This is a genomic window from Herbaspirillum sp. FG34 (genome assembly GCF_057809315.1).
On the sequence record NZ_JBMDJS010000003.1, the window covers coordinates 299,237 to 318,615 of the forward strand.

21 protein-coding genes are annotated in these 19,379 nt (G+C 63.3%); 9 read left to right on the top strand and 12 right to left on the bottom strand.

Features of this window, described 5'->3' with window-relative positions; translation table 11 throughout:
* Positions 1-8 precede the first annotated feature (8 nt).
* Both ACODSZ_RS05485 and ACODSZ_RS05490 read left to right on the top strand, forming a co-directional pair.
* Complete coding sequence (locus ACODSZ_RS05485) at positions 9-620, top strand: biliverdin-producing heme oxygenase (RefSeq protein WP_488927201.1); 612 nt, start codon at positions 9-11, stop codon at positions 618-620.
* 4 nt (positions 621-624) lie between these two features.
* Complete coding sequence (locus ACODSZ_RS05490) at positions 625-1,086, top strand: YbaN family protein (RefSeq protein ID WP_034351473.1); 462 nt, start codon at positions 625-627, stop codon at positions 1,084-1,086.
* 52 nt (positions 1,087-1,138) lie between these two features.
* On the opposite strand, the gene mgrA is transcribed toward ACODSZ_RS05490, so the two are convergent.
* The 5 genes from mgrA to ACODSZ_RS05515 all read right to left on the bottom strand — a co-directional run bounded on the left by mgrA (position 1,139) and on the right by ACODSZ_RS05515 (position 6,988).
* Positions 1,139-2,173 (bottom strand): L-glyceraldehyde 3-phosphate reductase, encoded by a 1,035-nt coding sequence (gene mgrA / locus ACODSZ_RS05495; RefSeq protein ID WP_008333329.1) that lies wholly within the window; start codon positions 2,171-2,173, stop codon positions 1,139-1,141.
* Between the two features lie 174 nt (positions 2,174-2,347).
* On the bottom strand, positions 2,348-3,907 hold the full coding sequence (locus ACODSZ_RS05500) for an ATP-binding protein (RefSeq protein WP_488927202.1): 1,560 nt from the start codon (positions 3,905-3,907) through the stop codon (positions 2,348-2,350).
* Positions 3,870-4,583, bottom strand: a complete 714-nt coding sequence (locus ACODSZ_RS05505; protein ID WP_008333332.1) for a response regulator — start codon at positions 4,581-4,583, stop codon at positions 3,870-3,872. The genes ACODSZ_RS05500 and ACODSZ_RS05505 overlap by 38 nt, the downstream gene beginning before the upstream one ends.
* A gap of 24 nt (positions 4,584-4,607) precedes the next feature.
* Positions 4,608-5,951 carry an ABC transporter substrate-binding protein gene (locus tag ACODSZ_RS05510; protein WP_175343708.1) on the bottom strand — a complete coding sequence of 448 codons (1,344 nt, stop codon included), beginning with the start codon at positions 5,949-5,951 and terminating at the stop codon, positions 4,608-4,610.
* Positions 5,952-6,100: 149 nt separating this feature from the next.
* Positions 6,101-6,988: a LysR family transcriptional regulator gene (locus ACODSZ_RS05515; protein WP_175343709.1), complete on the bottom strand. Its 888-nt coding sequence runs from the start codon at positions 6,986-6,988 to the stop codon at positions 6,101-6,103.
* Positions 6,989-7,467: 479 nt separating this feature from the next.
* Between ACODSZ_RS05515 and ACODSZ_RS05520 the strand changes: the two genes are divergently transcribed.
* Complete coding sequence (locus ACODSZ_RS05520) at positions 7,468-9,057, top strand: DUF3300 domain-containing protein (RefSeq protein WP_488927203.1); 1,590 nt, start codon at positions 7,468-7,470, stop codon at positions 9,055-9,057.
* 82 nt (positions 9,058-9,139) lie between these two features.
* Here ACODSZ_RS05520 and ACODSZ_RS05525 read toward each other — a convergent pair whose 3' ends face one another.
* Positions 9,140-9,661 carry a GNAT family N-acetyltransferase gene (locus ACODSZ_RS05525; protein ID WP_008333341.1) on the bottom strand — a complete coding sequence of 174 codons (522 nt, stop codon included), beginning with the start codon at positions 9,659-9,661 and terminating at the stop codon, positions 9,140-9,142.
* A gap of 442 nt (positions 9,662-10,103) precedes the next feature.
* Between ACODSZ_RS05525 and ACODSZ_RS05530 the strand changes: the two genes are divergently transcribed.
* The 4 genes from ACODSZ_RS05530 (at position 10,104) to ACODSZ_RS05545 (ending at position 14,532) form a co-directional block, all read left to right on the top strand.
* Positions 10,104-10,817, top strand: coding sequence for a gluconate 2-dehydrogenase subunit 3 family protein (locus ACODSZ_RS05530; protein ID WP_008333343.1), 714 nt, complete (start codon positions 10,104-10,106; stop codon positions 10,815-10,817).
* A 57-nt stretch (positions 10,818-10,874) separates the two neighbouring features.
* On the top strand, positions 10,875-12,647 hold the full coding sequence (locus tag ACODSZ_RS05535; protein ID WP_488927204.1) for a GMC family oxidoreductase: 1,773 nt from the start codon (positions 10,875-10,877) through the stop codon (positions 12,645-12,647).
* A gap of 13 nt (positions 12,648-12,660) precedes the next feature.
* Positions 12,661-13,944: a c-type cytochrome gene (locus ACODSZ_RS05540; protein ID WP_488927205.1), complete on the top strand. Its 1,284-nt coding sequence runs from the start codon at positions 12,661-12,663 to the stop codon at positions 13,942-13,944.
* Positions 13,945-14,100: 156 nt separating this feature from the next.
* On the top strand, positions 14,101-14,532 hold the full coding sequence (locus tag ACODSZ_RS05545; RefSeq protein WP_220406886.1) for a hypothetical protein: 432 nt from the start codon (positions 14,101-14,103) through the stop codon (positions 14,530-14,532).
* 15 nt (positions 14,533-14,547) lie between these two features.
* On the opposite strand, the gene ACODSZ_RS05550 is transcribed toward ACODSZ_RS05545, so the two are convergent.
* Positions 14,548-14,880 carry an ArsR/SmtB family transcription factor gene (locus ACODSZ_RS05550; protein WP_008333354.1) on the bottom strand — a complete coding sequence of 111 codons (333 nt, stop codon included), beginning with the start codon at positions 14,878-14,880 and terminating at the stop codon, positions 14,548-14,550.
* Positions 14,881-15,005: 125 nt separating this feature from the next.
* On the opposite strand from ACODSZ_RS05550, the gene ACODSZ_RS05555 reads away from it, so the two are divergent.
* Positions 15,006-16,094, top strand: a complete 1,089-nt coding sequence (locus tag ACODSZ_RS05555) for an NADH:flavin oxidoreductase/NADH oxidase (RefSeq protein WP_488927206.1) — start codon at positions 15,006-15,008, stop codon at positions 16,092-16,094.
* 160 nt (positions 16,095-16,254) lie between these two features.
* A complete protein-coding gene (locus tag ACODSZ_RS05560; protein ID WP_008333357.1) occupies positions 16,255-16,407 on the top strand; it encodes a hypothetical protein in 153 nt (50 codons plus the stop codon).
* A 113-nt stretch (positions 16,408-16,520) separates the two neighbouring features.
* Here the strand turns inward: ACODSZ_RS05560 and ACODSZ_RS05565 are convergent, their stop codons facing one another.
* The 5 genes from ACODSZ_RS05565 to ACODSZ_RS05585 form a co-directional block, all read right to left on the bottom strand.
* Positions 16,521-17,249 carry an Imm52 family immunity protein gene (locus ACODSZ_RS05565; RefSeq protein WP_299536713.1) on the bottom strand — a complete coding sequence of 243 codons (729 nt, stop codon included), beginning with the start codon at positions 17,247-17,249 and terminating at the stop codon, positions 16,521-16,523.
* Between the two features lie 2 nt (positions 17,250-17,251).
* Positions 17,252-17,836: a restriction endonuclease fold toxin 5 domain-containing protein gene (locus tag ACODSZ_RS05570; RefSeq protein ID WP_488927207.1), complete on the bottom strand. Its 585-nt coding sequence runs from the start codon at positions 17,834-17,836 to the stop codon at positions 17,252-17,254.
* Complete coding sequence (locus ACODSZ_RS05575) at positions 17,833-18,054, bottom strand: hypothetical protein (RefSeq protein ID WP_299536719.1); 222 nt, start codon at positions 18,052-18,054, stop codon at positions 17,833-17,835. The genes ACODSZ_RS05570 and ACODSZ_RS05575 overlap by 4 nt, the downstream gene beginning before the upstream one ends.
* On the bottom strand, positions 18,038-18,340 hold the full coding sequence (locus ACODSZ_RS05580) for a PAAR domain-containing protein (protein WP_488927208.1): 303 nt from the start codon (positions 18,338-18,340) through the stop codon (positions 18,038-18,040). The genes ACODSZ_RS05575 and ACODSZ_RS05580 overlap by 17 nt, the downstream gene beginning before the upstream one ends.
* 365 nt (positions 18,341-18,705) lie before the next feature.
* On the bottom strand, positions 18,706-19,329 hold the full coding sequence (locus ACODSZ_RS05585; protein ID WP_175343718.1) for a glutathione S-transferase family protein: 624 nt from the start codon (positions 19,327-19,329) through the stop codon (positions 18,706-18,708).
* Positions 19,330-19,379 lie beyond the last annotated feature (50 nt).

Genomic DNA, 19,379 nt, shown 5'->3' on the forward strand with positions numbered 1-19,379 from the left:
TCCCGACCATGATGAATCCTCTGCCCCATCCCCCCGCCCTGCTCTCGACCCGCCTCAAGAATGAGACGGCGCCCCTGCACGAGCAGATGCACGCCCTGATGGAACAGGCGCAACCCTTTGCCAGCCGCGCACAATACCTGCGCTTCGTGACGGCCCAGTATCACTTCCAGCGCGATGTCGAACATCTCTTCGACGATCCGGCCATCCAGGCCGCCGTGCCCGATCTGCAGGTGCGTGGCCGCGAAGCCGCTGCCCTGGCCGATCTCGTTGATCTCGCTGATTTCGCCGATCTTGATGCGGTGCCGGGCGACATCGCCGTCGCGACCCATGACGTCGTCATGCCTGCGGCGCTGGGCTGGCTCTACGTGTCGGAAGGCTCGACGCTGGGCGCGGCCTTCCTGCTCAAGGAGGTCAAGGAGAAGCTGGGTCTGACCGAAACCTTCGGTGCGCGCAACCTGGCGGCCTATCCGGAAGGACGCGCGCTGGTCTGGCGCCGCTTCGTCAGCTTCCTCGACGCTCCCGGCCTGTCGACACAGGAACAGGATGCCGTAGTGGCCGGTGCGAGCGCGGCCTTCCATCGCTTCGGGGTGCTGTTGAAACGGCACTTCGCTCTGGACTGAAACCATGACGGACGGTCCACGCAAGCCGCCCCTGGCGAGCCCGTGCAATGACGTGCCAGCCAGCCGCCTGGCGCCGCGCCGCACGCGCTGGCTGTGGCTGCTGCTGGCCTATGCGAGCCTGGGCATCGGCATCCTGGCAATCTTCATTCCCGGCCTGCCCACGACCGAATTCGTGCTGCTCTCCGCCTGGGCCGCCGGCAAGGGATCGCCGCGCCTGCAGCGCTGGCTGGAACAGCACCGCCTGTTCGGCCCCATGATCCACAACTGGCGCCATGGCAGGGTGGTGGCACGACGCGCCAAGATCAGTGCCTCCCTCATGATGAGCCTGTGCCTGGTCATCATGCTCTTTACCGTCAAGCGCCATTGGGTGATCGTGCTGGCAACGCTGGGCATGGCCGCCGGTGCGGCCTGGATGTGGTCGCGCCCGGAGCGGGTGGAAGACGCCGAGCCGGGCGAGCGCTCATGAAAAAAGCCTGTACCGGCAACCACGGTACAGGCTCTTTCTCCTCCATGCGACCTCAGGTAATCGAGGATGACACCTTCCACAGATCGACATCACCATCGGTGGCGTACTTGTCGATGCTGGCCAGTTCCTCCTGCGTGAAGTCCAGCTTCCTGACCGCATCCAGCGAATCATCGAGTTGCTCGACGGTGCGCGCACCGATCAGCGCCGACGTCACGCGGGCATCGCGCAGTACCCAGGCGATGGCCATCTGTGCCAGCGTCTGGCCACGCCGGGTGGCAATCTCGTTCAATGCACGGATGCGTGCCAGATTGTCGTCCGACAGCATGCGCTGCGGCAGCGACGGCGCCCGTGTCACGCGCGCACCTTCCGGTACGCCGCCCAGGTACTTGCTGGTCAAGAGGCCCTGCGCCAGCGGCGAGAAGCCGATGCAGCCCACACCGAGTTCTTCCAGCGCGGGCAGCAGGCCGCCTTCGATGGCACGGTTGAGCATGGAATAGTTGGGCTGGTGAATCAGCAGCGGCACACCCTCGCTCTTGAGGATGGCCGCCGCCTTGCGCGTCAGTTCGGGCGAGTAGGAAGAGATCCCCACGTACAGCGCCTTGCCCTGGCGATGCAGGTGGGCCAGCGCGCCCATGGTTTCTTCCAGCGGGGTATCGGCATCGACGCGGTGCGAGTAGAAGATATCCACATAGTCCAGGCCCATGCGCTTCAAGCTTTGCTCGCAGCTGGCGATGAGATGCTTGCGCGCGCCGCTGGGGCCGCCATAGGGACCGGGCCACATCTGCCAGCCGGCCTTGCTGGAGATGACCAGCTCGTCACGGTAAGGCAGGAAATCCTTGGCCATCCAGCGGCCGAAGTTTTCCTCGGCCGAGCCGGCCGGCGGGCCGTAGTTGTTGGCCAGGTCAAAGTGGGTCACGCCACGGTCGAAGGCGCGGCGCAGGACGGCGCGGCCGGTCTCGAAGTTGTCGACGCCACCGAAGTTCTGCCACAGTCCCAGCGAGACGGCGGGCAGCAAGAGGCCGCTGCGACCGGTGCGGCGATACGGCATGCGGCCATCGTAGCGGGAGGGTTCGGCGATATAGCTCATGGGTCTCCTTGGAGAAGTGTTCTGCGGGAAGAATCGAGGGGGAACTGCTGGAACAGCCACTTCCTGGGTGGTGTGCTGAAGTCTACGCTTCTCTCATTGATTCATTAAATGCAAAATTTTGATGCGATTGATCTGTCTGACAGATGAATCGTCAGGCCCGTTCCCGGTACTGGCTTATCGTGCCGGCAGGATGATGGTGGCGATCAGGCCGCCTTCCAGATGGTTGCGCAACAGCAGCTCGCCGCCGTGGGCTTGCACGATGTTGCGCGAGATGCCCAGCCCCAGGCCCATGCCACCGCTATTGCTGGCACGACCATGTTCCAGTCGCACGTAGGGCTGGAACAGCGTACGCATGGCGTCTTCGGGCACACCGGGGCCGTGGTCGCGGATCTCGATTTCCACCAGGTCGCCGCCGGCACCGGCCGAGGGACGGATACTGATCTCGACCTTCTGCCCGTAATGGAGGGCGTTGTCGAAGAGGTTGCCGATGGCGCGCTTCAAGGCCAGCGGCTTGGCCATGACGTTGATGCCGCAGGGCGTGAAGGCGATCTCGTGGCCGGCCAGGCGGGCATCGCGGATCATGCGCAGCACCAGCGCATCGAGCCGCACTTCGGTACGGTTCTCGTGGATGTCGCTGTCCTTCACCGATTGCAGGGCGCCCTTGACCATCATGTCGAGCTCATCGAGATCGTCATGGAAATCGGTGCGCATGGCATCGTCATCCATGAGCTCGGTGCGCAATTTCAGGCGCGTGATGGGCGTACGCAGGTCATGCGAGATGGAGACGAATAGGCGCTCGCGATCTTCCAGATAACGTTTGATGCGCTCGCGCATGCCGGAGAAGGCGCGCGCGGTCTTGACGTATTCGCGGCTGCCGGTCTCGGGCAGGCTGGGCACGGTCTCGCCCTTGCCGAAGGCTTCGGCGGCATCGGCCAGGGCGGCCAGGGGACGGGTGGTCCAGCGCACCACGAGGATGGTCAGCAAGAGAATGGCGGCCAGCGACATGCCCTGCAGCACCAGGCGGTCCAGCCACAACGGATTGTCACTGTCGAGGAAATACGGGTTGGGCATGAGCGCGGCCAGGTAGATCCAGCGGCCGCTTTCGACCGGCATCTGAATCACCAGGACCGGGGCCGAGTTGGGCTTGGTCAGCAGGATGTGCTGCACCCAGTTGTCGGGCAGGTCGTTGACGGTGAGACCGTCGCTGGCCACCGGCAGGCCATCCGGCCAGGCGAAGGCGAGCCGCGCTTGCGGCAGGAAGGGCAGGTCTTCGCGCAGGGTCTGGGCGGTCACGTCGATGGCCAGGTCAGCCAGGTGACTGGCGCCGATGGAGCGGACCGGTACGGCGCTGCTGTTGGCGTTGATGAAGAAGCGCGTCCCGCCCATCTCGCGCAGTTGCTGGATCATCAGCGGACGATAGTTGGGCGGCAGGGTCATGAAGTAGCGGATTGCCGAGGCGGCGCTATGGGCCAGATGCTGCGCGGCCACGCGGGTCTCGGCCTCGGACTTGATGCGCAGCTGCACGGACCAGATCAGGCCACCGGCCACCTGCGTGACCAGCACGCCGAAGATCATCACCACCGACAGGCGACCCAGCAGGGAATCCGGCAACATCCAGTCCAGCAAGGCCGCCAGGCGATGGCGCAGGCCGGATGGACGGCTGGCCTCAGCCTGGGCCGGCGGCGGCGCCGCGGTATCAGGCGGCTGCGGCACTGACGTCGGCCGAGAAGACATAACCGGCACCGCGCACGGTCTTGATCAGGTGCGGCTGGCGACCGCCGTCATTGAGGCGCAGGCGCAGCTTGCTGATCTGCACATCCAGCGAGCGGTCCAGCGGACCGGCGTCGCGGCCGCGGGTTTCTTCACAGAGCACGTTGCGATCGAGCACGTCGCCGGGATGTTCGACGAAATACTTCAGCAACTGATAGTCCATGCCGGTCAGGGGCACGATCTGGCCGGCGCTGTCGGTCAGGGTGCGTTCGACCGTATCGAGCGCGAACCCGGCGAAGCGGTAGTAGCGCGGTGCAGCGCTGTTGTCGATGCCGGTGCGGCGATGGATGGCCTTGATCCGCGCCAGCAGTTCGCGCGGGCTGTAGGGCTTGGCGATGTAGTCGTCCGCGCCCAGCTCCAGCCCCACCACCCGGTCGGTCTCGTCCGAACTGGCCGTGAGCATGATGACGGGGACGTTGGATTTGCGCCGCACCGCCTTGCACAGGGCGAAGCCGTCGGTGTCGGGCAGCATCACGTCGAGGATGACCAGCGAGAGCTCATCGGCAAAGCGCTGGAATTCGCTCAGGAAGGCCGCGCCATCCTCGGCCAGGCGGACTTCGTACTGGTTCTTCTCCAGATAGGCTTTCAAGAGGGTACGGGTCTTCAGGTCATCGTCGACGATCAATATCTTGCGCGTCATGTTGCTGCTCCATCTCCGAAATTCTTAATCGTTACGATTGCGGGCGAGTGTACGCGCAATCGCCGCAAGTCGTTTCTGGGTCTGTTCTTCGCTGATGTTGCGGTCGAGGAAGAAGCGCTGCACCTCGGCCACGATGGCGTCCTTGGTCGTATCGTCGGTGGCCATGCGATGCACCAGGCTGGGGGCCTGCCAGGCCGGGCCCTTGCTGAAGGTGCGCCAGGAATCGCGTGCGCAGCGGTCCATGTGCGGATCGGCTGCGCGCAACACGGAAATCGAGCCCTTGATCCTATTGTATTCGGACTGGACCGCCGGCGACATGGTCAGCCGCGCCAGCGTTTCCTGCATCGACTGGTGCGCATGGTTGCCGGCGAACATGGCCAGGGTATCGGTACTGTAGAGGTGGAACTCGCCCGTGCCCGGTGCCGGCGCACAGCCGAACTGCTGGTCCACCTCCATGCCCCAGGCATTGAGCTCGCCCTTGGCCCAGTCCCCCATGATGAGCATGGCCGCCTCGCCGCTGACCATGCTGCGCGCCATTTCGGTCCAGGGTCGCTCGCGCAGGGGTTGCGGCATGGCTGCGGCCAGGCTGCGCAGGCGCTGGAGGATGTGCAGCATGCGCGCATCGAGATAGGCGTCCGGGTTCATGTCCACGAACAGGCGGCGGTAATAGGCGGGGCCGCTCTCGGCCAGCGTCAGGTTCTCGAACAGGGACGCCAGTTGCCAGGCTTCGGCGCTCTGTGCCAGCGGGACGATGCCGGTGCCCTGGAGCTTCTTGACGATCTGGTCGAAATCATCCCAGGTCTTGGGCGGTGTGAGCTTGTAGCGCTTGAAGATGGCCGTGTTGTAGAACAGCGAGTTGATGCGGTGGATACCCAGAGGCGCAGCGACCACGTGACCGTGATTGTTGAGCAGCGACCAGACTGTAGGGAACATCAGCTTTTCCCAGTTGCCCTGCGCGGCCACATTGTCCAGCGCCAGCAACAGACCGAGGTCGGCCCATTCACCGAAGACCACGCCATTCAACTGCGTCACTTCGGGTGCACGATTGGCCAGCACCATGCTCTTCAAGACCTTGGCCGCCCCCATGCCGGCACCGCCCGGAATGGCCACGTCGCGCCACTGGATATCCTGTCTGGCCAGCTGATTGACCACCACGTTGATGGCCTCGCGTTCGCTGGCCGAGGTCCACCAGTGCAGCACCTGCAGCGACCCGCCGCCACCGGGGGGCGGCACCGGCGACGACGACTGCGACTGCGCGCGGGCCGGCAGCAATCCCAGCCACAGCGTCAGCGCGAACAGGCACAGCACGGCCAGCCCGCAGCGGGCCGGACCGACACGTACATTCGCGGACCGTTTCGTTTTTATCATGGGGGATGCTGTCTCCAAACCGGAACAGACTATAGCCGGGTGACTGTCATTGTGCAATTTGCGACTGGACTGCGCCTGGGCCTGCCTGTCTTGTCCACAGACGTGGTGACGCAACGGGCATCCTGACGCCGGTGCGGCCCGAGCAGCTCTCATGCCTGCGCCCGGCGCGCCTCTTCGATGAAAGCCCGCAGGTAATCAGTTTCCACGTCGCTTTCTCGCGCGCCCAGATAGATGTGCTTGGCGATGCCGTGCTTGCCCAGCCGTACCGGCACGATCGCCATCTGCTCGGCGTATTCCAGTACCAGCCAGCGCGGCAACGCTGCCACGCCGCGTCCGCTGGCCACCATCTGCAACATGATGTCGGTCGTCTCGATGGTCTTGTGGCGACGGGGGACGACGCCTGCCGGGGCCAGGAACTGGGTATAGATGTCCAGTCGGTCCACCGGCACCGGATAGGTCACCAGCACTTCATTGTTCAACTGCCTGGGCTTGACGTAATCGGCCTGCGCCAGCGGATGATCGGCAGCCACCACCAGCACCTGTTCATAATCGAACACCGGCTCGAAGACCAGGCCCGGCTTGTCCAGCGGATCGGGCGTGACCAGCAGGTCGATCTCGTAACCGAACAACGCGCCAATGCCACCGAACTGGAATTTCTGCTTCACGTCCACATCCACGTCCGGCCACGCAGCCAGATAGGGCGACACCACTTTGAGCAGCCATTGGTAACAGGGGTGACATTCCATGCCGATGCGCAGCGCGCCGCGCTCGCCCTGGGCGAACTGGCGCAGGCGTTCCTCGGCCAGACTCAGTTGCGGCAGCACGCGGTTGGCCACGGCCAGCAGGTATTGGCCCGCCTGCGTGAGACGCAGATGGCGCCCTTCGCGCAGCCAGATGTCGGTGCCCAGCTGCTGCTCCAGCTTCTTCATGCTATGGCTCAGGGCAGATTGAGTGACATGCAGTACGCCGGCCGCAGCCGTGAGCGAGCCCTGACGCTCGACTTCCTGCACGATGGAGAGATGGATGCGGTCCAGCATGATGTTGAATCAAACTCATGGTTTGTGGTGATTCCATCATTTTATGTCATGTGTGCATCTGGACGACATCTTGCCTTGGCAAGTCGATTCGGATGATCGTCAGGCCATTCTCCATCGCATTAAAAACTAAGTTTTTTTCTTTTCATGACGATCAATCTCTGCGCTCCTTTTCCGGACGGCGCACCGCTTTCTTGCAAATTGCTGACAAGGGCTATCGCCCGCATGGGCTTTTGTGGTGCGGACTTCCGGTCAGTACTTTGTCAGCTTCCCGCATACCGCGATGTGCGCACTGCCGGATCATCCGTTTCGAACCTTTCAGCAGGTCCGTGCTCGAATCCTAATACTGTACGACGTCTAGCCAGTCATCGCGCAGTTACATCCCATCACAATTCCGACGTCAACTGGGCAGCGCGATATGCCGTTAGCCAGACTATCGCCACGTCGTTTCCCTGCTGCGCTACGCATCGAGGACTTACATCATGACAACAAGAAACAGATCTTCCGCCATCATCCTCTCCGCCTCGCTGCTGGGCGCAGTGCTGGCCCTCTCCGCCTGCCAGAAGCAGGATGCCGCTCCGTCCACGGCAGCGGCCGCGCCGGCGGCGCCGGCCACCCCACCCTATACGCCGCCCACGGCCCAACAACTCTCGCAGATGGTGGCACCCATCGCTCTCTTCCCGGACAAGTTGGTGGCGCAGGTATTGGCCGGGGCCACCTATCCGGACCAGATCGTCGCGGCCAACCAGTGGCTGGGTCAGAATGGCGCGCTCAAGGGCGACATCCTGCAGGCGGCCGAGGACAAGCAGCCCTGGGATGTCAGCGTGAAGTCGCTCACCCTGTTCCCGGCGGTGCTCTCGCAGATGGCCACCAATGTGGACTGGACCCGCTCGCTGGGCGAGGCCTTCGTCAATGACCCGAACGATGTGTTCAATGCCATCCAGGCCCTGCGTCTGCGCGCGCAGCAGGCCGGCAATCTCAAGACGTCCTCGCAGCTGAAGGTGGTGAGTACCGCACGCAGCAGCGAGACGGTCCGCGTGGAGAATGCACCCGCGCCACGCACTGTCTATGCCGGCGCTCCGGTGATCCCGCCGCCGCCGCAGACCATCGTGATCGAATCCAGCCAGCCCGATACGGTCTATGTGCCGGCCTACAATCCGGCGGTGGTCTATGGTCCGCCGGTGCCGGTCTATCCGGGCTATGCGTACCGTCCGCCCAGCCCGGTGGCCAATGAAGTCGTGGTCGGCGCCCTGTCCTTCGGTGTGGGCGTGTTCGTGGGTGAAGCCGTCAGCCACCATGCCGGCTGGGGCTGGCATGACTGGGGCATGCACTGGGGCGGTTCCGGTGGTGACGGTGGCTCCTCGGGCAACTGGCAGCGGCCAGCCGTGGTGTACAAGAACACCACCTATGTCTCCCGCTCGACGACGGTGATCAATCGCGTGACCAACAACAATGTGACGGTCAACAATACGCGGGTGGTGAACAACAATGTGAACAACGTCAATAACGTGCGCAATGTCGACGAACACAATGTCAACAACCAGACCCGCATCGACAATCACCGCGAAGCGGTAGCCCCCGCTGCCATGAGCATGCCGCACTTCACGACCAGCGACGCCCGCCCCGGTGCGATGCCCTCACCGCACGCGCAGCCCGCGCAGCAAAAAATGGAGTTGACCAACCGGGCCGCTGCGCACCAGCAAGCCGTGCAGGACGAGGCCGCCCGCCAGCATCAGGAAGCGGCGCAGCAGGCCCGGCGCGAACAGCAGCAACAGCAGGAGCAGCACGTGCAGAAGGAACAGCAGGCCGCGCATGAACGTGAGCAGGCCGAAGAAAGAAAGGCAGAGGCGATGAAGCACGAAAATGCGCATCCTCCGCTGCCGGCGCATTCCCCTGCAACAGCGCGGCATGAAGACCGCGCGCAACAGCAGCAGCACGAGCAAAAAGCGGCGGCGCATGCACAGCAAGCCCACGCAGAACCCAGGCACGAGCCCGCCAGGCACGAACAGGACAAGCATGCCAACGAGAAACACGAAGGCGAGAAGCAAGAGCGAGAAAAGCACAACGGCTGAAGTCGCCCCTCCCCCTGTCATCGCTGAGCACCAACACCAAGGGCCGCTGCAATGCGGCCCTTGGTGTTCGACGCTACGGCCATCAGCGGCCGATGCGATCCGGATCGGTACGCTGGTCCAGCGTCAGCTGCAGGAAGACCAGATCCAGCCACTTGCCGAACTTGGTACCGACCTGCGGCATGTGACCGACCTGCTCGAAACCCAGCTTCTTGTGCAAGGCGATGGAGCCGACATTGCTGGCATCGATGGCGGCCACCATGACGTGCTTGCCGACAGCGCGGGCACGGGGGATCAGGGCCTCCATCAAGGCGATGCCCAGTCCGGCGCCACGATGATCCTTGTGGACATAGACCGAATGTTCCACCGAATGACGGAAGCCATCGAAGGGCCGCCAGTCACCGAAGCTGGCATAACCCAGCACTTTGTCATCCTCCACGGCCACCAGTACCGGATAGCCCAGCTGGCGCCGCGCAGCGAGCCAGTCCTGGCGGTTCTTGTCGTCCACCAGCGTGTCGCTCCAGATGGCGGTGGTGTTGACCACGGCGTCGTTGAAGATCAGGGTGATGGCGGGGATGTCGGCGGGAGTGGCGTCGCGAATCTGCATGGTGTCTCGGGTCTCAGGTCTCGGTTATGAAGTTCAACGGCAACAACGATCAGGGTGAGCAGTGTAGCCGAAGACGGCGACGGGATGATCTTGCCCTGCGGCAGCGTCTTAAGACATCTGACAACTAGAAGTGTTAGAATGCGTGCGCTCATCCATAGAGCGCCCGCCTTGCCTGATTGATGATGGCCAGGACCGGGAATGACAAGAAATGCCAGCCCCGCAGGCTGGACGCAAGATCGGAGACGAGTTGACCCACTCTGAGATTGCGACCCATGACCGATTCCATTGCCCCGACATCACACCTTGCGCAAGCCGCTTCCGGCGCTGCCGGTGCCTGCGCGCGGGGGTGGCCTCGGTGGCGGCGGGCGCGGTCCTGCACGGTGCGCGCAGACTCCGGCGCCTTGTGCAGCCTGTTTTCCACCCACTCCACTTTGCTCCCATCATGACCACCAAGTTCAGTCCCTCGCGGCGTGCCGTCCTTGCGGCCACCGCAGCGGCAGTGCCGCTAGTCTCGCTGCCAATACTCAAGCAGGCCCGGGCCGATGGCCTGGAAGGCATCGAGCTGCAGCACTACCAGCCGGTGTTCTTCAATGCCGCGCAATGGCTCTTCATCCTGGCCGCCTGCGACCGCCTGATCCCCGCCGAAGGGCGTGGACCGGGCGCGCTGGAAACCAATGTGCCGGTCTTCATCGACCAGCAACTGCACGCCGGCCTGGGCAACGACATCTACCAGCAAGGTCCGCATCAGACGGACGCGCCTGCAACGCTGGGTTTCCAGATTCCCTACACACCGCAGCAGGTCTATCGCATCGGCATCGACCTGACCCAGCAACTCAGCCAGCAGCAGCACGGCAAGCGCTTCGAGCAGCTGGACGCCAGGGACAAGGATGCCCTGCTGACGGCACTGCAAAAGAACGCTGTCGATTTTGGCGCGCTGGGCGAAAAGGCGATGAAGCCATCGCAATTCTTTGGTCAGTTGCTGGGCGATACCAAGAACGGCTATCTGGCCGATCCCATGTATGGCGGCAACAAGGACATGAAAGCCTGGGTCGCCATCGGCTTCCCAGGCGCGCGTGCGGCCTATACCGAATGGGTGGACCAGCACAACGTGAAATATCCGCTGGGCCCCGTGAGCCTGTCGGGCAAGCGCGCCTGATGCGTGCGGCCCGCCATCTCAACGCCCTCGCCTGCAACCTCTTACTGATTGATCTCCATGCCTGACATCACCAACGACAACGTCGACGTCGTCATCGTCGGCCTCGGCTGGGCCGGCTCCCTCATGGCCATCGAACTGGCCCAGGCCGGCCTGAAGGTACGCGCCCTCGAACGCGGCCCGGACCGTCCGCCCGAGGACTTCGCCTATCCCAAGCCAGCCGACCAGTATGGCTACGCAACCCGCAACAAAGTCTTCGCCATGCCGCGCGATGCTGCCCTGACGGTGCGCTACAACACCGCGCAACAGGCGCTGCCGACCCGCAAGTGGGGCGCCTTTGCGCCCGGCACCGGCGTGGGCGGCTCGGGCCTGCACTGGACGGCGGTATTGATCCGTCCCACGCCCACCGACCTCAAGCTCAAGACCTACGCCGACCAGGCCTACAAGCACGGCCAGCTCGATCCGGAGATGCGCATCAAGGATTTCCCGTTCACCTGGAACGAGATCGAGCCGCACTTCGATTTCTTCGAGAAGGTGTGCGGCCAGTCGGGCAAGACCGGCAACCTGCACGGCCAGATCCAGCCGGGCGGTGATCCCTTCGAAGGACCGCGCTCGAACCCCTATCCGCTGCCACCGCTGCACGACACCTACAACAGCAGCCTGTTCGCCGACGTGGCGCGCAAGATGGGTTACCACCCCTTTCCCAATCCCTCGGCCAATGTTTCGCAGGCCTGGACCAATCCATATGGCGCGCAGATCGCCCCCTGCAACTATTGCGGCTTCTGCAGCAAGTATCCCTGCCTGAACTACTCCAAGGCGTCGCCGCAGACCACCATCCTGGATGTGGTCAAGCGCATGCCCAACTTCGACTACAAGGTCAACGCCAACGTCATCCGCGTGGATCTGCACGCCGACAAGAAGACCGCGCGCGGGGTGACCTACATCGACGAGAACATGAAGGAAGTGTTCCAGCCGGCCAAGATCGTGATTCTCTCCGGCTTCCAGTTTGCCAACGTGCGCCTGATGCTGCTCTCGGGGATCGGCAAGCCCTATGACCCGATCACCGAGACCGGCGTCATCGGCCGCAACTATGCCTTCCTCTCCAACGGTGGCGCGACGCTGTTCTTCAAGGACAAGCACTTCAATTCCTTCGCCACGGCCGGCGCCAGCGGCGAAATGTTCAACGATATCTCCCCGGGCAACTTCGACGATGGCATCAAGCTGGGCTTCATCGGCGGCGCCAAGATCCACAGCTCGCAAGCCTCGGGCGCGCCGATCGGCACGGCGCTGCCACCGGGTACGCCGAGCTGGGGGCGCGGCTGGAAGGAGGGCATGATCGACTGGTACGACCATTCCATGAAGATCAGCATCACCACCACCTGCATGTCCTATCGTGGCCACTTCCTGGACCTCGATCCGAACTACAAGGACCCCTGGGGCCAGCCGCTCTTGCGCATGACCTTCGACTGGCGCCAGAACGAACTGAAGCTGCAGCGCTACCTGCGCGACATCGTGCTCAAGATCGCCAAGGAGCTCAATCCCGATCACATGTCGGAAAGCTTCCTGGCCCTGGATTCGCACTGGGACATCACCAAGTACGTCTCCACCCACAACGTGGGCGGCGCCATCATGGGTGATTCGCCGCGCGACTCGGCCCTGAACAAGTACCTGCAATCCTGGGACGTGCACAACGTCTTCGTCCCCGGCGGCAATGCCTTCCCGCAGAACTTCCAGGCCAATCCGACCGACACCATCGGCGCCATCACGCTCATGGCGGCGCAAGCCATCAAGACGCAGTACCTGAAGAACCCCGGCCCGCTGGTCCAGGTGTAAGGGGGGAGAGAACATGAAAAAACTGACTTCATCGTTTGCCGCCCTGGTCCTGTCGCTGGCTGCGCTGGGTACGCTGGGTGCGCTCAATCCGGCGCACGCGGCCGACCAGGACGCGGTGGCGCGCGGCCAGTACCTGGCCCGCGCCGGCGACTGCATGGCCTGCCACAGCGCCGCCGGCAAGCCGGCCTATTCGGGCGGACTGGCCATCGACAGCGGCCACGGCATCATCTATTCCACCAACATCACGCCGGACAAGGAACACGGCATCGGCAACTACAGCGAGGCACAGTTCGCCGCTGCCGTGCGCCATGGCGTGCGTGCCGATGGTACGCAGCTCTATCCGGCCATGCCCTACCCCAGCTATGCCAAGGTGAGTGACGAGGACATCCATGCCCTTTACACCTACTTCATGCAAGGGGTGAAGCCGGTGGCCTCCACGCCGCCGGCCAGCAGCATGAGCTTCCCCTTCAACATCCGCTGGGGGATGAAGCTGTGGAATGTCTTCTTCGCCAATGACAAACCGTTCAAGGAGCAGGACGGCTGGAGCGCCGAGATCAAGCGCGGCGCCTATCTGGCTGAGGGCCTGGGCCACTGCGGCAGCTGCCACACCCCGCGCGGGTTCGCCATGAACGAGAAGGCCAGCGACAGCAGCCAGGCGCAGTTCCTCTCGGGCGGCGACCTCAACGGCTGGGCGGTACCGTCGCTGCGCGGCATGCCGCACTGGAGCGCGCAGGACATCGTCGACTACCTGCAGACCGGCCGCAACAAGACCGCCTCGGTGGCCGGCGAGATGAGCCTGGTGGTGGAACACAGCACCGCGCACCTGAAGCCGGAAGACCTGCAGTCCATCGCGGCTTACCTCAAGACGCTCTCGCCGGTGGCCTCGGCCAGCAGCGGCCGCGTCACGCCGCAAGGGGCCGAGGCGACCACGAAGAAACTCACGGCCGCCAAGGACCTGAGCCTGGGCGAGCGCCTGTACCTGGACAATTGCGCGGCCTGCCACTTCGTCAACGGCAAGGGCGCGCCGGGCATCTTCCCGGTGCTCGATGGCGCGACCGTGGTCAATGCCGACAATCCCAGCGCATTGCTGCACGTGATCCTGGCTGGCGCGCGCACGCCCTCCACCGAGAAGGCACCGTCGATCCTGGTCATGCCGGGCTTTGCCCATCGCCTCTCGGACAAGGAAGCGGCAGAACTGGCCAGCTTCGTGCGCCAGGGCTGGAGCAACCAGGCAGGGGCGGTGTCGGAGAAGGAAGTGAAGCGGATGCGGGAAGGCCTCGCCAAGCACGGGTCCTGATTTCCTGAGCCCATTGCCGCTGTGAAGGAGAAGGCTCGCATGGCAACATGCGGGCCTTTTTTACGCCGCGCTCACGCCATGCCGGCCGCACGACGATTGACCACGATGAACGATCGCGCCACTATAGCGCCCAGGCACTTCTTCTTGAAAGCACGCATGCTCCCCACTTATGGCGCCACCTATCGCGGCAAGCACATCAGCGTCTCCTGCACGCAGCAACGTGATGGCGACGTCCTTTGCACCGTGCAGATCGACGGCGAACCGGCCCCCGGCCTGCGCGGCAATCCCTTCGCTTCGGTGGCATCGGCACAAGTGGCCGGCGTGGGTTACGCGCGGGCGGTGATCGATACGCAGCTCGACAATGACGTGGCCGAGCATCACGGCTATTTCATCCGGGTCAGCAGCAGGGAACAGATCGACGGCACCTGGGTCGGCAGTTACCAGCTGCATCGCAATGACAACCCGGTCGCATTCCGGCGCGTGGTGTGCGAGGACTTTCGTGGCAATACTTCGGTAGAGGCAGAACAGTATGCAATGGCCACGGCCTTCGTGGCAGTGGACGCCGAGGTCAAGGCCGGCAAGCTCTGAGCGGATGGGGCAGCTTCAGGCCGCTTTCTTGCGGCGGCTCGGCAGCTTGTCGTGCTGGGCCAGGATGGCCGACAGCAAACCCGGAAAGCGTTGCTCGATATCGGCGCTGCGCAAGGTGTTGATGTGGGTGGTGCCATTGCTCTCGGTGCGCACCAGGCCGGCTTCGCGCAAGACCTTGAAGTGATGCGAGACGGTGGACTTGGGACGACCGCCATCGAGCTCGCCGCAGGTCGCACATTCCACGCGCGCCAGGTGGCGCACGATCTCCAGGCGGATCGAATCGCTCAGCGCGTAGAGCACGCGCTCCAGCACGAACTCGGCAATCTCGGGATGTTTGTAGGGACGCATCTGCAGAATGATACACCTTGGGTTATAATCCTTCCATAGTTCGAATATTTACGAACAACCGAAGCGAGTGCTGTGCCAGTGCAGCGCTTGTTGATTTCATCTTCATCATTGACAAGAAGCCACCCATGTCTGCTCTCTTTACTCCCTTCAAGCTCAAGGACCTGAACCTGCGCAACCGCATCGCCGTCCCGCCCATGTGCCAGTACATGGCAGTGGATGGCAAGGCCAACGAATGGCATCTGTCGCACTACGCCAGCATCGCCCGTGGCGGTGCCGGTCTGGTGATTGTGGAAGCCACTGCCGTTGCCCCGGAAGGCCGCATCACGCCGGGCTGCACCGGCATCTGGTCGGACGAGCTGGCGCAAGCCTTCGTGCCGGTCGTGCAAGCCATCAAGGCAGCCGGTGCCGTGCCGGGCATCCAGATCGGTCACGCCGGCCGCAAGGCCAGCGCCAATCGTCCCTGGGAAGGCGACGACCATATCGCTGCCGACGATGCCCGCGGCTGGGACACCATCGCCCCCTCCGCGATTGCTTTCGGCAAGGGCTTGCCCAAGGTCCCCAAGGCCATGAGCCTGGACGACATCGCACGTGTGCGCCAGAACTTCGTCGATGCCGCCATCCGCGCCCGCGACGCCGGCTTCGAATGGCTGGAGCTGCACTTCGCCCATGGCTACCTGGGCCAGAGTTTCTTCTCGGCGCATTCCAACCAGCGTGACGACATCTATGGCGGCAGCGTCGAAAACCGTGCCCGCTTCCTGCTGGAAACCCTGCGTGCCGTGCGTGAAGTGTGGCCGGAACACCTGGCCCTGACGGTGCGTTTCGGCGTGCTGGAATACGATGGCCGCGACGAGCAGACGCTGGTTGACTCCATCGGTGTGGTGCGCCAGTTCAAGGAGATCGGCATGGACATGATCAGCGTGACCATGGGCTTCACGATCCCGGAAGTGCAGATCCCCTGGGGGCCGGCCTTCCTTGGCCCGATCGCCAAGCGCGTGCGCGAGGAAGCTGGCGTGCCGGTGTCGTCGGCCTGGGGCTTCGGCACGCCGGAACTGGCCGAGCGCGCCGTCAAGGAGGGCCAGCTCGACCTGGTGATGGTGGGCCGCTCGCACCTGGTCAATCCGCACTGGACTTACCAGGCCGCCAAGGAACTGGGCGTGGAGCGCCCCTCCTGGACGCTGCCGGCACCTTACGCGCACTGGCTGGAACGTTATTGATGAGCTGATGCGGCGACTCGCTGCCTTGGCAGCATGACAGCATTGCCGGCCTGCAAGCCGCTCAGGGATTGCCTGAGCGGCTTGTGTGTTTTCTAGGGAAAATCACTAGAGCCAGGCAAGGTGCTTTCTCCTAAGATGAAGTCGTCTTGAGGAGATCATCATGTTCACCACCTTCCTGCTGACTGCCGTTCTCTCTACCCTGGTCGTCGTCGCGATATCGGCGACGGGAATCTATCTGTTGGCCGAAGCCCGCTGGCGGCATCATCCGCTGGCCCGCAGCGCCAGCCTGCCGCCCCGGCGGCTGCCGTATTGAGCGAGCGGGACGGTTCCTCTGTGGATGCCGCCTGGTGTGTGTCTGCCTGAATCGCGATGAAATGATGTTGGCCCCCTGGTCGTCGGACCCGGGGGATTTTTTTTGCGCCGGCCTTACAGGGCAGAGTAGCGCGGCAACAGGTCCTGGTCGGCGAGGCGAATTTCAATGGCGTTGGCGGCCTGGATGTGATCGGGGTTTTCATCGTCAAACGCATCGCCCGCCACTGAGACGATGATGGTGCCGCGTTGCTGTCCGTCCTCGTTCAATACCGGCAGCAGCTCGGCAGCCTCGGGGACTTGGGCGCGCGTGATCCTGCCTGGCAGATACAGCAGCCATCCGGCGCCGGGGCGATCGGCGAAGACCTTGTGGCGCATGCCATATCCGTCAGGGTCGACAGCGATGAAGGGAGGCTGCCATTGCAACGAGAGCCCCGTCAGCACCTTGATCAGATTGGCCTTCCGACTCAAGGATGGCACCCCCTGCGCCTGCAGGCGGAAAGTGGAATTGCCGGGTCCATCGGCCTGCTGCAATCCGAGCAAGATGGCGGAGCCGCCTTCTTCTTCATAGCCGTTCCAGATACCAAGATAACGAAAGCCGTTGGCAGGATCACAGCGCTCCTCCTCTTCCACAATGGCCAGTGCAGCGCGTGTAGGACCGTCTCTTTCAAATGCCTGGATGCGCCGGGCATCTTCCGGCGTATCAGCTGGAGGGCACCAGTCGTCCAGCGGCATGCCCACGGCGTCCAAAAGAAGCGCGACTTTCCATAGTATGGAGAAATGTTCGGATGCGCTGGGCAAGGTGGCGAGCGTTGAAGCAAAGGCAAAGTTGATGACAAGATACATGATCATGGCTTATGGAAAAGTTGGATGGGGAGCTTGTTGGCAGGAAAGACCTCGTTCAGATGACGAAAGACCAAATGATCCTGCACGTACCAGCACAAGTGGGCAGGACTGGACTTCAATACCGTCGCACTCTGCGCGGCGGCTTGTTTCAACAGATTCGGGTACCCCTTCAATCCATAGAAGAACTTGGGCTCACCCGTCTTTCTGTCAAAAAACTGCGCATACCGTGCCTTGGCCTCTTGCAGAAGACATGGGCCGAGCTGGAATCCATCGAAATCAATGTCATCGAAGGCCCACTCGGTATAGGGCGCAAACCCGGTCACGCGCGCCTGATAGGCCCGCGCCTCTTCAGACATGTTCCAGTTGCGCGGTACCAGGGTCCCCGCTGCGGGCGGACAGCGCTTGCAGGACTGATCTTTCTTCAACACATCGGCCTGGCTCAAAGGAGAAGACTTGGCCTCTTCAGCCCTGCGCGAACTGCTGTAAATGGCCGCCCCGGCACCGGCTGCAGCCGCCGATGCACCCAGCCCTATCCATCCAAGAATCTCGCTGCTGAGCAGCGGTACCGCCACGACGGGAGCGATCATGATTTGCGCTCCCCATCTTGCGGCGCAGCCAGCTTGTGCAGGACGGCGATCATGTCATCGAGCCTTTGTTCGGGCGTGGCGCCCGGACGGCGAAGATAGCGCACGGTGCCCGGACGACGGAACAGACCCGGCCAATCGGCCGACAGATACATCATGTAGATCAGGTGGGACAGCGCACCGAAGCCCAGCGACAAACCATGCTCATAGGCCTCGCGCATGCGCCGGATTACCTCGCTGCGGCCCGGCATGCGTGCTGGTAGCCTGGCTGGCGATGAGTGTGGCGCCACAGGCGGTGCGGTCACCGTGGCGTGCAACGGCCGCGCCGAGCGAGAACATGTCGCCTGCGCCGGTAGTGATGGCAAAGGTCCCCTCGCACCGGGGGCAGACCGTTTGGTCGCCCACGCGTGCCACCGGCTTGCCATGAACCATGAAAGTGAGATCGCCGGAGATGACCGTGCCGCCGTGGCTGGTCTTGTCCCCGATGGTGATGAAGGCTTGTGGCATACGCTCCTCCTCTGCAGTGATGACGTCAGCCGCAGCGCGAAGAAGAGAATCCGGAAAAACCTTCAGCCGGTGCCGCAGCAAGGCCGCACATCATGCCGGGGCAAGACGCGTCGGCCCGCATGGGGCAGAAAAGAAGAGCGAATTATGGAAGTATTTTTAGTAACGCCTGATACCTTTTCGAGGCAGGCGCAAGCGATCAAAACAAATCAGTAAAACAGCAAAGTCCACAAGGGAACGCTGGCCAGCAGCAGACAGCCAAGGAAGGCGGCAAGGAAGAGCAGTTTTTTCTTTCGGGTGGCCATGGTGAACCTGCAAGACGGAAATGGGCGCATGCGCAAGGCCGCAGTGTACCGCGCCCGCCGTCATCAGGCCATGCCGTTGCGGCCGTAGGCACGGAAGCCAGGCCGCTCGCTGAGGCGCTCGTAATACGCTGCCACGGCCGGCAAGGGCGCATGGTCCAAGGGCGTGCCGAACCAGCGATTGACCGACAACCCGACCGGAATATCGGCCAGCGTGAATGTCGGCCCCGCCACGAAAGCGCCGCTGTGCTGCAACTGTTGCTCCAGCACCTGCATGAAGCGCGTCCAGCCAGCGATGGAGGCCGCCAGTTGCTGCGCGTCGCCATGCTCGGGCGACTTGCGCACCAGCGCCATGAAGGCATAACTCCAGCTGCGATTGAGGTCACTGGCCTGCCAGTCCATCCACTGGTCGATGCGCGCACGCAGGCGCGGCGCCTGCGGATACAGCGCGGTGCCGCCGTACTGCCCGGCGAGATAGCGCAAGATGCTGTTGGACTCCCACAGCACGAAGCCATCATCATCAATCACCGGCACCATCGCATTGGGATTCATGGCAACGAAGGACGGCTCGCTGGTCGCCCTGAAACCGATGCCCCAGTCCTGCCGCTCAAAGGCAATGCCCAGCTCGCTACAGGCCCACAGGACCTTGCGTACGTTGATGGAATTGTCACGGCCGTAAATCGTCAGCATGCAGGCTCCTGTACAGTAAGTGTCAGGCTGGCAAGTCTAGCAAGTGGCCC